This window comes from Rhodohalobacter sp. SW132 (assembly GCF_003390325.1).
Taxonomy (GTDB): Bacteria; Bacteroidota; Rhodothermia; order Balneolales; family Balneolaceae; genus SW132.
Genome location: NZ_QUOK01000001.1, coordinates 666671 through 680927, shown reverse-complemented (window position 1 = coordinate 680927; position 14257 = coordinate 666671). Strand labels below are relative to the sequence as shown.

At 46.4% G+C, this 14257-nt stretch carries 10 protein-coding genes; 6 read left to right on the top strand and 4 right to left on the bottom strand.

The features are described from left to right. The first annotated feature begins 154 nt into the window (after positions 1-154). A complete protein-coding gene (locus DYD21_RS02900) occupies positions 155-1069 on the top strand; it encodes a serine hydrolase (RefSeq protein WP_158551391.1) in 915 nt (304 codons plus the stop codon). A gap of 16 nt (positions 1070-1085) precedes the next feature. On the opposite strand, the gene DYD21_RS02895 is transcribed toward DYD21_RS02900, so the two are convergent. Further along, positions 1086-2471, bottom strand: coding sequence for a M28 family metallopeptidase (locus tag DYD21_RS02895; protein ID WP_116032030.1), 1386 nt, complete (start codon positions 2469-2471; stop codon positions 1086-1088). A 123-nt stretch (positions 2472-2594) separates the two neighbouring features. Next, positions 2595-2798 (bottom strand): hypothetical protein, encoded by a 204-nt coding sequence (locus DYD21_RS02890; RefSeq protein WP_116032027.1) that lies wholly within the window; start codon positions 2796-2798, stop codon positions 2595-2597. 223 nt (positions 2799-3021) lie between these two features. On the opposite strand from DYD21_RS02890, the gene DYD21_RS02880 reads away from it, so the two are divergent. Continuing rightward, complete coding sequence (locus DYD21_RS02880; RefSeq protein ID WP_116032022.1) at positions 3022-4245, top strand: acetate/propionate family kinase; 1224 nt, start codon at positions 3022-3024, stop codon at positions 4243-4245. 290 nt (positions 4246-4535) lie between these two features. On the opposite strand, the gene DYD21_RS02875 is transcribed toward DYD21_RS02880, so the two are convergent. Further along, positions 4536-9002, bottom strand: a complete 4467-nt coding sequence (locus DYD21_RS02875; RefSeq protein WP_147303478.1) for a translocation/assembly module TamB domain-containing protein — start codon at positions 9000-9002, stop codon at positions 4536-4538. Further along, entirely contained in the window at positions 8999-10927 is a 1929-nt protein-coding gene (locus DYD21_RS02870; RefSeq protein WP_116032013.1) for an autotransporter assembly complex family protein, read from the bottom strand. The genes DYD21_RS02875 and DYD21_RS02870 overlap by 4 nt, the downstream gene beginning before the upstream one ends. Positions 10928-11357: 430 nt before the next feature. Here DYD21_RS02870 and DYD21_RS02865 point away from each other — a divergent pair, with 430 nt between their 5' ends. The 4 genes from DYD21_RS02865 (at position 11358) to DYD21_RS02850 (ending at position 14115) form a co-directional block, all read left to right on the top strand. After that, positions 11358-11945 (top strand): SCO family protein, encoded by a 588-nt coding sequence (locus tag DYD21_RS02865; RefSeq protein WP_116032010.1) that lies wholly within the window; start codon positions 11358-11360, stop codon positions 11943-11945. A 65-nt stretch (positions 11946-12010) separates the two neighbouring features. After that, positions 12011-12481: a copper chaperone PCu(A)C gene (locus tag DYD21_RS02860; protein WP_116032006.1), complete on the top strand. Its 471-nt coding sequence runs from the start codon at positions 12011-12013 to the stop codon at positions 12479-12481. Positions 12482-12596: 115 nt separating this feature from the next. Next, positions 12597-13544 (top strand): matrixin family metalloprotease, encoded by a 948-nt coding sequence (locus DYD21_RS02855; RefSeq protein ID WP_116032003.1) that lies wholly within the window; start codon positions 12597-12599, stop codon positions 13542-13544. A gap of 88 nt (positions 13545-13632) precedes the next feature. Further along, on the top strand, positions 13633-14115 hold the full coding sequence (locus tag DYD21_RS02850; protein ID WP_116032000.1) for a DUF4199 domain-containing protein: 483 nt from the start codon (positions 13633-13635) through the stop codon (positions 14113-14115). The last annotated feature ends 142 nt before the right edge of the window (positions 14116-14257 follow it).

The following is a 14257-nucleotide window of genomic DNA, read 5'->3' as shown; positions in this document are numbered from 1 at the left end:
TTTGTATTTCATGAATGATTCGGCTGATTTCAATCGTTAAGTCACAGACAATTCTTAACCCATCCATCGAACTATGTACCGCAGTTGTCTGCTGATACTTTTGTTTTGCATTCCATTATCCATAAACGGGCAATCATCATCTTCAGAAAATGATTTGAGCCAAATATTTGATATAGGAACAATTTATGGTGTCATGATCGAGCAGGATGGAGAACTGCTGTTTGATGAATTCCGCGGCGGTATGGATGCCAATCGAACGACCAATATTAAATCCGCATCAAAAAGTGTACTCTCGCTCCTAATTGGTATAGCGATTGATCAGCAATACCTCGAGGGAGTGGATCAGCAGATAGGAGAGTTTTTCCCGGACTATTTTAATGAGCATCCTGATCCCGTAAAAGAGTCATTAACACTTAAAAACCTGCTGACGATGCGTACGGGAATGGAGACCACAAGTTTTCATAACTACGGCCGGTGGGTTGTAAGCTCAAACTGGATCCGTTTTGCGCTAAACCGGGATTTTGAAGAGGAGCCGGGTGGCAGAATGATGTACAGCACCGGAACTTCGCATTTGCTATCGGTTATTTTAACTCGTGCCACAGGTATGAGTACACTGCAGTTTGCCAATCAATATCTTTTTGGGCCGATGAACATAACCGTAGGCGGCTGGGACAGAGATCCGCAGGGATATTATATGGGTGGAAATAACGTGGCGATCAGCACTGAAGCGCTATTAAAACTGGGCCGACTGGTGATGGATGGCGGCGTGTACAACGGGCGCAGGCTGATTTCTGAATCCTGGATTGAGGAATCGCTTGAAGTGTATACCCATAGTAATTTCAACGATTACAATTTCGGTTACATGTGGTGGAGTAAGCCGGTAGGTGAAACATATGTATATTTCGCATGGGGAAATGGAGGGCAGTACATTTTGATGATCCCTGAACTGGACGCTGTCATCAGTATTACATCCGATGTAGAGAGCGGTTCCGGATCGAGAGCCTACCAGAGAAATGTGTTTAACTTTCTTGAAGAGACCATCCTTCCCTTTCTGGATAGTCAGGTGTGATACTTCTGCTATTCTGTTACTCTCTGAAAGGCATTGGATAGACCGGGATTCCGGTATGACCATTCTGGCTGACTGCACGGACCCCGAAAATCCAGTTATCTTTTGAGACGTTTTTCGCGGTGTATGTGTGAACTCCGGCCTCCACAAACTCTTTATGCTGCCAGACCGGTGAAGTCGTTTCACGCCAAAGAATTTCGTACCCGCCCAGGTGTTCCGAATCTGACATCTCCCAGCGAAGTCGCGTATCGTTTTCAAGTCTTGAAATATTCATACCAACATTGGCAGGCGGTTTGGGTGATCGCGCCAGGTTCGCAAGTGCAGCCAGATTCACCTGGGTGACACGCCCTACATAAGGAAAATCAACAAATTCGGGCAGATCTCCGTACTGTACACCGTTTTCTTCCCGGACGTTTTGATGCTGGTGGGCGAACTCTTCGTGCGGTTCAGAAAATCGTACCGCCGGGTATCCCTGGTCAATAAAAGCGCTGTGATCTCCCCCTCGCAGGTACCGATCAAGGCGGTAGATGAGCCAAACATCCATCTCGGGGAGGTAGCTTTCAGAAGTCTCTTTTATCGTCCGCGCTAATTGACGGGTAGGCATGTCGCTTTCACCACCGGTCTGCAGATATCGGCGGGTTTCCATATCAAGCCGGCGCTGAGGGGGGACGCCTTGTGCAAAAAGGCGTACGCGGTTAGGATCATAAAGCTGTCCGCCTTCGGCCTGGTGATTCCCTATGATATCGTTTGTAATCATCCCGGCAATATTTTTCCCTTGCTCGGCGGCTTCCTCGGCCCAGCGGTAAGCGCCAAGCAGCCCCTGTTCTTCCCCGGCAACCGCCATGAAAACAAGAGTAGCAGGAAACTCGTAATTGGCCATTATCCGCGCCATTTCCATTACAGCTGCGGTGCCTGATGCATCGTCATTAGCGCCCGGTGCCAGGCTTTCGGCATCCATTACGCTCGTGGCCCTGGAGTCGTAGTGGCCGCTTACAACAAAAATACGATCGTCATTGGGATCTGTACCGTGAAGAGTAGCTACAACATTTACAATTTCAACAGGTTCGTGAATTCTGCGGGTTGGATCCTGAATAAATCGGTGAAATTCCACTTCAAGCCTGTTATCACTATTTTGGCTGTATCGGTCCAGTTCCTGTTTGATCCACCGGCGGGCTGCACCAATTCCATGCGTATCACTTTCGGTTTCTGATAGCGTGTGACGAGTTCCAAAATCGGCCAGGTGGCGGATATTTTTTTCCAGTGTATCAGCCGAAACCAGATCCAGCATTTCCGTAATCTCCGGATCAAGATGATCGAGGAGAATAGAGTCGTAACCGTTTTGATCGGATGTACAGGCAAAAATAAGAGTTGCCGTTAAAGCCGATATAAATAGTACTGGGCGCATATATCTTTAGTATTAATTTTGTATCAAATGATCTCTGATACCTCTCTAACAATCAAGGCTGAAGATGTTAAAAGTTAGTGGGAGTTATTAATTTAATTTAACAGATGACGGAGATTGTAAATCTTACTCAGGGTTATTTTTTTTCGCTTTAAATGCGTAGAAAATGGAGACACCGCCAGCAACCAGTGCCGACACGATGGTTAATTCCACAATCACCGTGTTGAAATCTGCAACAGCTTCGGGCTGAATGATATACTGAATCAGTTTGAATGCCGCGCCTGCCAGGAAAGCGACCATGTAAGTGAGAATTGGAATGCGAAACTTCATGAGAGAATGTTTTCAGATTTATGCAGATTTATACCGGTAAAAGAAGTGATGACAGGCTGCCTGAAGACGGATTTGATTGTCCATTTAGAAAGTATATGAGATGTTACCGATGATAAATATTTCAGCCCGAGAAACAGATAAAAGATCGGTTCAGATTCAGGAATGTCACCAAGTCTTTTCATATTTTAGAATGAACGCCAATTATAAAAATAAATAAAAACAGATGCTTATACTCGTCATCAACTGCGGCAGTTCATCCGTAAAATACAACCTGATCGACACATCCGAAGAGAAAAATTTATGCAGGGGACTTGTAGAGAGGATCGGGGCTGTGACATCTATTGTAAAACATGAACCAGAAGGAGGGCGTCATACAAAAAACACGCGAACGATTGCCAATCACAGCGAGGCGCTCCAGGAGATCATGAACTACCTGCTGGATACGGAGAACAAAATCATCTCTTCACCATCAGACATTGAGGCCGTAGGACACCGGGTTGTGCATGGTGGTGAGATGTTCAAAGATTCCGTGCTGATTGATGAGGACGTACTTGCTGCGATTGAACAGGCTTTTGACCTTGCCCCGCTTCATAATCCGCCAAATTTACGCGGTATACAGGCAGCGAAAAAAAACCTGCCGGATATTCCGCATGTGGCTGTATTTGATACGGCTTTTCATCACTCACTACCCAATAAAGCATTTCTTTATGGAATTCCGAACCGGCTTTACCGGCGATATAAAATTCGTAAGTACGGATTTCATGGAACATCGCACTACTTCGTGAGCCGCCAATATTACAAAAAGACCGGAAAAAAGGCGGGGAATACAAAATTAATCACCTGCCACCTGGGAAATGGTGCGTCGATCACAGCCATTGATGGCGGAAAATCGATCGATACCTCGATGGGTTTTACTCCGCTTTCCGGATTGGTGATGGGAACACGAAGCGGCGATCTCGACCCTTCTATTCTATTTTATCTGATTGAGAAAGAGGAGCTGTCGCTTGCCAACGTACACGCTCTTCTTAATCGTCATAGCGGGCTTCTGGGCCTCAGCGGTTATGCCAGTGACATGAGGGATTTGATAGAAGAAGCGTCGAACGGAGACCGGCGCTGTCAGCAGGCAATTGATGTGTTTTGCTATAAAATCAAGCAGTATATCGGCTCATATATTGCGTCGATGAACGGGTGCGACGCAATTATTTTTACGGCCGGTATCGGTGAAAACTCTCCGCTGATCCGAAAGCGATCACTCGAAGAGATGAGCTATCTTGGAATTGAAGTGGACGATACGAAAAACGATTCGCCCGACCGTGGAGCGATTCAAAAAATCAGCACCGATAATTCAAAAACAGAGGTGTATGTGATCCCGACAAACGAAGAGCTGGTGATCGCTATCGACACGGCAAAAATTGCCCAGGCCTCGGACCAGTCTCCCTGGGTTTGATTACTGTATGCACCAATAGCCTGATTTCATTCAATGATGTGTTAGTTTTATAACCTGAGTTCGATTTAAAAATGTAAAAAACAGTCCAAAAAGGGCGTCATCTCGCACTCGATGCGTGATCTCCCGTCCTTAACAAGGCAGGAGATGCCGGATCGGAGTCCGGCATGACATAATTGTTGACGAATTAATTTAACTAACGCCCTTTTTGGACTGTTTTTGTTGATATACGATAAATTTAAGAAAAGAACTCAGGTTTATAATCATCATTGAAATCGACCTCAGGTCAATACTTAATAATCGTATTTCCACCTGAGGTCAACCCCTTCGCGGCTGTCATCTCCCTGCGTGATGATGAGCTCCAGGTTTTCAGTGAGCAAATACTCAAGTAAAAAGAGTGTTTTTGGAGTAGTACTCACCTCATTAATCAGTGCAAAAAAGGTTCTCCGGTTCAGGTACCAGCCTGTAAGGATAGAAGTTGTGCTGTTTGACCCGGTCCGGGAGTTATCGATCTGAACCACATCAATTCCGAGGCGCTGGGAAGCCAGCAATTCAACACGGTCGAGCAGCACATCAAGTGCCACATCAGCAGCAGATGGTCCTCCGCCACTGCCGGCTACAACCTGTTCCCAGGATTCAAGTTCATAAAATGGGCGCCCAAAAACCGTGTAGCTGAAAATATCCTGCAGCTCCATCTGGGGCTCACTTTCAAAACGAAATTCCGGATCTTGTGCTGTGCCCTCGATGATGTAATAAATGACCACATCGGTTCGCGCCTGAGGGGGTATATATTGTGTTCGAACGTTAAGCTCAGGGTTTTCAACAGGTCCGGAAAAGGTGACGAAGGCTTCATCAATCTCGAAGTTTCTGCCAAGCGGCCTGGCATATCCGCGAACCCCTTCAAGCTGCCCGAACATCTCCAGGTCGTCCTGGGGCCGTTTTAGCAGATCTACCTGACCACCCAGTTCAATTTCAAGATCCAGGAACTGTCTGTTCCGAATAAAAAATTGGCGCCGGAAATTCACATCCATTTCGATTTCCATGGAATCATAAAAAGCCATCGGTTCCACCTCATCTTCACCTTCCAAAGCGACGTCTTCTACCGCTCGTTCTCCAAAATTTTGCAGATTCACATATCCGCTCAGAAAAGTGAGTGACCCGCGTAGGCTTGGTTCTTCAAAGGTTCCGGTAATATTCGAGGTGAGATCTATTATAGCGTTATACTCCGGAGTATTTATAGCTCTGAACTGATTTCCCCTGATCCGGATATCTAATTCACCCGGTACGAGGTTATCAATTTCAACGGTGCCCGATGCCCGGATACGGCCAGGGCCGCTTTGCATAGAGAATTCATGGAGCTCCAGCTGGTTTGACCTGAAACTTATGCGGCTGCCAATACTCTCAATGGTGATTCCCGCAGGCACGATTCGCATTGATCCACGCGTGAGTTGAAATTGACCTGATGGCTCCAGGTTCGCAAATGTACCCGAAATATTCAGGCTGCCGTTGACCCGCCCTGCAATTTGCCGGATGACATCCCGATCCACAAAATCGTTAAAAATTGCCAGGTTGAAATCGTTTGTCTGAATGTCTACGTGAATGTCGTCATCATCGGATGGGAGTTGCAATTCGAGCTCTCTCAGGTCAATTTTAAATGGAACTCTTGAATCGAAACTGAGAATTTCATCACCTCTGGAAATAATATTGCCGTCAAAGCTAGCCTCCTGCTCATCGTGCTCATACTGAATTCCAATATCTACCGCATCGATGGGTACGCCAGAAAGCCGGCCATCTCTGAATTCAAGTTCACCGGAGAATTCTGGTCTGCCTGCCTGCCCACCCAGCCGGCCGTTAAATGAAAGTGTTCCTTCGGTCTCTTCTGCCACCGAACCGGGCACAAAAGAGAGCCAATAGTTGATGTCTGTATTGTTCAGGACAAAATCGCCTTCAATTTCGCGATCAAAAAACTGGTCATCAAAGGTTGCAGGATCACCGGGCAGAAATGGAACTCTTGTGCTTCCGCTGAATAATTCGGATCCATCATGTGACGCATTTAACTCTAAACCGAGCCATTCATTGGCGAGATCAACAGAGAATTGCAGTGAATCCATTTCTCCATCTTCGAATTGAAGCTGTTCGAGAAGGCCCGAAGCCTGAAGGTTGAGAGAGTCGGGGCTGTTGTTTACCTGGATTTTACCGGAAAGATATCCGTCTACAAATTCCTCCCCGATGGTTGTTCGCTGCAGAACCCCCAGGTTCAGTTCGCTCGCATCGAGCCCGAGATTTTGTGACAGGGAATCCACGTGCGGAGCCCAGAATTCGATATAGGTTGAAGCATCTGGCGACTGAATTCTGAGGGTATCTACGGAAAGTATGTCATCAGCAAATGTGATATCAAAGGGCCTCAGCAGAGAGAGAGTATTTGCCGGAGTTTCAAACTCAATCTGGGTAGTGGTGAGCAGCGTACGTTCAGGCGTGATACTGTAGCGACCGGAGTGGACTAATCGGCTCTCCTCATCGTTGATTAACTCAAAACCGAGATTTCCGAAAGTTTCATCCTCAGCCAGCGTAGCGGAGGCAGTGATGTTGAAATCCTGAACCATTTGTCCGGCAACTTCAGGTTGTGAAATCTGCACGTTCGATTCGGCTTCAATTTCATCCAGCAGCCGGACCGTAGCCCCGCCTGTGATTCGTTCTGCAGTAAAAAGTGTGTCCACTACAATATTTTCGAGCTCGAGTGTGCTTCTGAACTCCAGGATATCTTCAGCGTTTCTTTCCAATTCTCCTTCAATACGACCTTCAGCGGCAAGATTATCTAATCCAAATAGCGGCGCAATGGGGAAAAGATCTTTGATGATAGCCGTGAACTGAAGTTGGTTCTGTGGGTGATTAAAATCTGTAATGTGTTGACGGAGTGAAAAATCAAAATCTGCAATCGGACTTTCCAAAATGGCATTTTCAACAAATAAGGCCTGGTTTTCGATAGTGAGATCTGCCCGAAGGGTATCAATAGGCTCTCCATTTACAATACTCGAATCCAGCCTGGCGACAGCTGACATTTGCAGAGTTTCCAGGTCAAATGAGCGTCCTTCTCCCTGTAGCGTCCCGTTCAGATAGGTAGGCAGCTCTTCAAGTCCGTTTAACTCGGCAAGGTTTACACTCTCCATTCCAAGTTCGAAAATATAGTTTGGTGCATCAGCCCAGTCATCAATCGTGAAGTTTGCAAAAAAGCGGCTTTCATCAATCAGCGCAAGAAGATCACCCGTAACTTCCATCGGGTTGATGTGTCCGGTAAACTGAACCGATGAAAACTCCTGGTCGCCAAATCGTCCGTCTGATACGAGCAGATCTACATTACTGCGAAGGGCCTCGGGTTCAATCCCGCTTCCGTCGGCTTCCAGGTTGATGGTTAGTTGGCTGTCTAAATCGGGGTTTTGCAGCCAGGTTGCAAGATTCAATTCGGCAGTGGAGAGGTTGGCACGCCATTGCGGAGCGTCTGAAAACAGGGCTGAAGCGGAAGCATTCAGCTCAATTTCTTCATTCTGTTTGGTGAGGGAACCTGTAAGAGAGGCAGACTCATTTTCAACAGAATAGCTGAATTCTGCACGATCAAGAAAATATTCATCAAGCGAGAAGGTATCCACAAGAAGATCGCCGCTCCAGTTTGCCCGCTCCGGTTCAGCAGGATTGATCATCCCGGAACCCGAAAAAGTGAGGTATTCAATGGTTGGAAGGGTTGTATCACCAAGAAGTTCAACGCCATTGAATTGGTTGACCTCAAGATCCAGAGAGTGCAGAATATAAGGGTCGGACAGATCGGTTCCGGCGCTGAGGGAAAAATTACCGCCTGTGCCGGCATCAGCAGTTACAGAGATATTCAAATCCGTCAGGCTGCCTTCAGCGGTGAGTCCAATTTGAAGATCCTTTTTAAGAGGATACTCCTCGAGGTACGCTTCGATATCATTTCGTGCAATCGGGGCTAATTCAGCCTCACCGGTAATTCTTTCCCCGTCGTCGTACGAGGCACGGGCACGGAGCAGTGATCGCCCGGTGTTTACAACCAGTGATTCGAGCGTAATTTGTTCATCCCTCGCAACGGCCTGCATATTTAGTTCAATCGGTGACGGAAGCCGCCCTTCACGAAGCGTGAGTGATAGCTCATCAAGGGAGACCAGCCATCGGTCGGGGTACATTTCTACCATCGTTTGCAATGCAAGATCTTCTACCTCAAGGAAACCGTCGGGCAGAAGAATATCAGATCGAACAGAGACATTTGTGTGGTCGAGAATTATTCTGTCAATTGACCAGTAAACAGGATCTGATTCTTCAGGATCTTCTTCGGTGGCTGGAATTAGTTTTTCTGCATTCCAGACAGAATCCTCGTCCTGCACAAGGTTGGCCTGAACCCCGTTTAAGCTGAGAAGATCAAGGCGGTGAGGGGTGCGGATAACTCTGGGAAGTGTGTAGCGGACCCGAAGTGTATCAGCCGAAAGAATTTCATCGGAGTTGAGGTCTGAAATCCGAATATCGGTGATGGTGAGCCCGAAGAGCAGATCACCCCGGATGGTACCGATCTCAAGTTCACCGTTTATTTGCTGATTCGCCTGTTCCACAATCAGATCTCTCGCATAATCCAGCAGCCAGTCGCTTTTCAGCGCCATCCGTGCACCACCTATAAGGAGAATGATCACAAACAGTGCGATCATCCACTTCAGGTAGCTCCTTCGTTTATTGGGGGGTTGTTGTTCTGATTCTGTCAAAATGCCTGCCCTATGCTAAAGTGAATTCCAATTCTGTCCCACTCACTGCCCCTGTCAACGTCATTATAACGATTCAGGTCTTCATCAAAGGGATTAATTTTATACCCAATGTCGATGCGTATCGGGCCGATTGGTGATTGATATCGTAACCCGCCACCGGTACCGAACTGAATGGGGCGTTCGTCCATTCTGTCGAGTGCACGCCAGACCTGGCCTCCATCCAGGAATAATCCCATTCCAAATCCATTAAAGAGGAAGTTTAATTGCTGCCGTAATTCAATATTAAAAGTGAACATGGCTCGTCCGCCGCGCGGCACAAATCCGTCGAATTCTCCGCCATCAAAGGATGGGCGTTTTGGCCCGAGAGACTGCCTCGACCAGCCCCTGACGGAGTTGGTGCCTCCGGAAAAGAAACGAATATTTGAGGGGAGACTATCCGGCTGTGTGTAAAAAATTGTTCCGGTGTTGATTCGCCCTGCAATAGTAGTACTGCTTGAAACCGGTAAATAATGACGTACATCCAGGGTGAGTTTTTGAAACTTATAGGTAGCCTCTCCGAACGTTCCCGAAAATTCAGCTGATGGCTGAATCACCCACCCCTCGGGCTCACGGGATACACTCTGGCTGTAGTACCCGGTGAAAACAAGAGACGAAACATTGTAGCCGAGTACGGTATCCGGGAGGCTCACATCCTGCCGCCGGGAGAGCTCTTCGTTCATTGTGTATTCATAAGAGGCGGTGGCTGTTTGCGTTCTTCCGATCTGGTAGACCAGACTGTTTGTAATACCTGCGCGTAACAGTTCAAAGGCGGGCTCCAGCCTGCGCTGCCCGAATGGGGATGTGACGAAACTGCTGCGTGTATTAAATACATAGGGAATGAGATAATCACCGCCTAAACGCTGTTCAATAAAAGATCCGCGTGCATTAAATCCAAGCCTGTGTCCGGTTCCGCTGATATTTCGGTGCTGCCAGGAAACCTGGCCGCGGAGCAGCTCCTCACTGCCAAAACCCACAGTTGCCTGTACAGTCCGCAGCGGATTTTCACGGACCCTGATTCTCAGGTCAAGTGTAGAATCCTGTTCTTGCTCAGGCAGCGTAATGGTAGCAAATCGAAACAGGTGATGACCGAAAATCTGCCGTTGTGCCTCCTGAATTTTACGGCGGTCATAAAGTTCTCCGTCCCTGATTCCCATTTCCCGCCGGACAATGCGTTCCGGTACGGATTCAATACCTTCAAATTCAAAATTGGTAAAATAACTTCTCGCACCGGGGCGAAGCACAACCTGTACATCAGCTGATTTGGCAAGTGAATCGATATCTGCTACAACTTCTGTTTCGGCCCAGGGAAATCCATAATTCTGCATGGTTTCATTAAAACGCCCTTCAACATCAGGCTTTCGGATGGTTTGATAGCGATGGCTTTCTCTGAGATCATGAGAGTCTTTATCGCTATTAAACTGTTCGAGGGACTCGATGTATTCTGCAATATTCTCAGGGGCATCAATTACGATATTCGAAGAAGAAATTCTTATGGGTTCTCCTTCACGAATTCTAAACGTGATATTTTTTTTCCACTCTTTGTTTCCCTCAGTAATTTCAAAATCTACCTCAACCTGATCATACCCCCGTCTTTCGTAAAAGCGCATCAGGCGAATTCTGTCTCTCCGGAGTTCTGTTTCATTCAATCTGAACTCGCTGTAACGCCGGAATAGTTTTCGTATCAGATTTGGACTCCGTGATGCGATAACCTCTTCCAGCACAATTCTGGAATAATTTTCATTGCCCTCAAACGAAACACTCCAGATTACTGGGTCAGTTGGCTCATTCCGGTCCAGCATTTCGGCCGCCTCCGCCGGGAGCGGATTTGTGCAGAAAAACACAACTAACAGAATATTTGTGATTATAAGAGTTGTAAAAAATTTCAAGCGCGTCAGATAGATAGTTTGAAATAGCGGTGCTGATCGGGTAACACTAAAGCAAATGAATAATATGAATGGCTAAACAGTTGTAAGCCACCTGGTGCTGTTAAAGATAAATAATCATGTTCAATGTATCGGATGAGTCATCCTTGAAGGAGATATTGAACCTGTATCCGCCGACTATTAAAAAATATGCGGCAACTCATCTTGGATAGTTCACCTTTGACATAACACGAATTTGTAAGAACTACATACGAAGTAAAATAGTAATTATTTTATCATTACAAGATACGTACGTTAAGCTTAAATTCATTTTCAATATTTCCGCAGATACAAGATCTTTACTTCACACGTTTTTCATTGCATAAGAGTAAATTTTTTATGCAGGTAAAACGTTAGATGCATCTGCGGTTCCTCACTTAATATAAATGTGTATATGTATTTCAATAGTTTCGGTTTTCGAATAGCAGCAACAATTCTCATACTCCTGATCCTGCAGGGTTGTGGCAGTGATCGTCTGGATGATTACAGCGATCAATCTTTTGAATTGATCAACCAGGACGGGGAGCAGGTTACGTTTCCTGATGATTTTAACGGAGCTCCGCTGGTGGTTGGGTTTGTTTATACACACTGTCCCGATATCTGCTCATTCATTACGGCGAACATTAAAAAGGTGTATGAGGAAGGGGTTCATCCCGAAGGAACCCAGTTTGCTTTGATTACTTTTGATCCGGAACGCGATACGCCCGATGTTCTTCGGCACTACGCGTATGCTTTTGAGATGGATCGCGAACCATTTCAGTTTCTCACCGGTGATCCGGAGACAATTGATGAGCTCATGAGGCGCGTAAAAGTCAGAACATCCATCAGCGATGAACGGGAAGTGGAAGGGGGCGATCCGATCTATTTTATGAGCCATTCGGATAAAATTCTGCTTATTGACGACCGGTCTCGCCTGGTTTTTGAATATGGCGGAAGTATGACGCCGGTAAACCTGATCGCTGAAGATCTGGAAAAGCTTTGACCTTGCCAGCTCATTGCAGCTTTCCGATTAAAAAATTGTTTTAACAGAAAAGTAATACTTAAAATATGGTCAGGTTAATCATCACAACACTATTTTTGTTCTCCGGGATTCTCCTTCTGATAGCCGGCTGTGGCGGAAGCAGTGATGATTCGGGCGATACAGCACTTTCTGATGCTACCGGAATTCATATCGAAGATGCGTGGGCACGCCCGGGAAGCGAGGGAAGAATGAGTGCCGCCTATTTCATCATCTCTAATTTTGATGATGAAACAGATATTCTGCGCTCTGTAGCGTCTGATGTTGCCCGGAATGTGGAAATTCATGAATCGTACGAAAGTGAAGAAGGAATGATGGGGATGCGGGAGATTCAAAACCTTGAAATAGAGGCTGGATCTACGGTGCGTCTTGAACAGGGCGGTCTCCATGTGATGTTGATTCAGCTCACCCGTCAGCTTCAGGATGGCGACACCTTTGAGCTCACGCTTACATTTGAGAATCACGGTGAAATGACTATTACTGTCCCCGCCCGACTCTGATTTGTAAGGATGGATTTTCGGGTGCCGATGGAATAAACTTGTGGTACATATCAGGAATGCCGATAAAATAAGTTTGGATTACAGAGTGTTATAGACGTTAAAAACCCCAGTTTGCATGTCAAAATCCCTAAAATATCTTCTGCTGATTGTGATAACTGCATTTCTTGCAGCAGGAGTATACATCTATAAACCAATTTCTGGAGGGGTTGCGGCATTTACCCAGCAGAAACCGTGCAGCGAACCGATGAGCTTTTCTCTCGGAACGGTAGACACTCAATTTGCGATTGATCCCGGGGAGGTCAAATCAGCGGCTACTGAGGCCGCTTCGTTATGGAACAGTACAGGTAAATCGTTTCTTGAACCTGCCGGACCGGGTGATGAGGATGCAGATATCATCATTCGGTTTGTCTATGATGAACGCCAGGAGCGAACGGATGCTGAGCTTCGGTTCAGGGAGAGGATACGATCAGGTCAGGCTCAAATCGACCGGATGCAGGCACAGCATGAGCAGCAAAGGGAGTTGTTTGATGCCCGTTCTGCTGAATATCTGAACCTCACCGGGCGTACAACGGATGAGCTTAGCTCTTTGAATGAATGGGTGAGAGATAAAAATGAGGCGGGAGGGTTTACTGAAGAGGAGTATGAGCAGTTCACTCAGAGAAAAAGTGATGTGGAGCGACTGCAGGAACGTGGGATGAATGAACGGGCTTGGCTGGATGAAAAAGCTGATAGAATTAATCGAGAGATGGATGACATTAATGATAAAGTAAACGAGAATAATCGACTGATTGAACAGTATAACAGTGAGTATGCGGGGGATTTACGTTTTACGAAAGCCACATTCCAAAAAATCGGAAGAGGAGGAGTTATCACGGTCAGTCAGTTTATGAATAAAAGAGAATTACGGCTGATTCTTGCCCACGAGTTGGGCCACGCATTGGGGATCGGGCATCTCTCTAATCCGGAATCCGTGATGCACAACCGGATGGGCGAGCAAGAGTACTATCCTGCAGTGATGCTCACAGACGAGGATATTTCAGCCGTGCAGAATCTCTGTAACTAACGTTGCAATGGATTTAGCAGGTAATGTGAAAGTGGATCAAAAGGTGCCTGTACCTGAATGTCCGAAAATCAAATCTGGATTATAGTTGATGGATAAATTTAAACATGAATTGAAATGGGGGGCAATCTTTACCCTCGTTATGCTGATCTGGATGATGTTTGAACGGATTATGGGATGGCATACTACGAATATTGCAAACCACGCAACGGCAAGCTTGTTTTTTGCACTCCCGGCTATCGCGGTGTTTGTGGCGGCTCTGTTGGAGAAGAGGAAAAAAGCGTATTCCGGCGTGATGACCTGGCGTCAGGGCGTAATTTGTGGTTTTTACATTACAATAGTGATTGTACTCCTTAATCCACTCGCGCAGATTATTATCCATACCGTTATCACACCAGATTATTTGCAGAATATGATTGAATATTCAGTAAGCAGTGGTGTATTGGAAAGAGATGAAGCAGAGGCGTATTTCAGCCTTACGAATTATATGGTTCAGGGCGTGATCGGTACGTTTTTTATGGGTGTGGTAACGTCTGCGGTGGTGGCAGCTTTCATCCGTAAAAGCAAAGATTAGACTGATGGTAAAAAGCCCCTGACGTGGATGTTAAAACTATAGTTCACACCGTGATCAGACAACCTTAGAAACGCCGAGGAGCACACTGAGTACCGGTCGGACAAATCATTTGTAAGCCGGTTGCCGTTATTATTCTGTATAA

Excerpts from the sequence above, each read along its gene's own strand:
- DYD21_RS02895 (WP_116032030.1), bottom strand. The coding sequence starts at position 2,471 with ATGCGCCCAGTACTATTTATATCGGCTTTAACGGCAACTCTTATTTTT.
- DYD21_RS02890 (WP_116032027.1), bottom strand. The coding sequence starts at position 2,798 with ATGAAGTTTCGCATTCCAATTCTCACTTACATGGTCGCTTTCCTGGCA.
- DYD21_RS02880 (WP_116032022.1), top strand. The coding sequence starts at position 3,022 with ATGCTTATACTCGTCATCAACTGCGGCAGTTCATCCGTAAAATACAAC.
- DYD21_RS02865 (WP_116032010.1), top strand. The coding sequence starts at position 11,358 with ATGTATTTCAATAGTTTCGGTTTTCGAATAGCAGCAACAATTCTCATA.
- DYD21_RS02860 (WP_116032006.1), top strand. The coding sequence starts at position 12,011 with ATGGTCAGGTTAATCATCACAACACTATTTTTGTTCTCCGGGATTCTC.
- DYD21_RS02855 (WP_116032003.1), top strand. The coding sequence starts at position 12,597 with ATGTCAAAATCCCTAAAATATCTTCTGCTGATTGTGATAACTGCATTT.
- DYD21_RS02850 (WP_116032000.1), top strand. The coding sequence starts at position 13,633 with ATGGATAAATTTAAACATGAATTGAAATGGGGGGCAATCTTTACCCTC.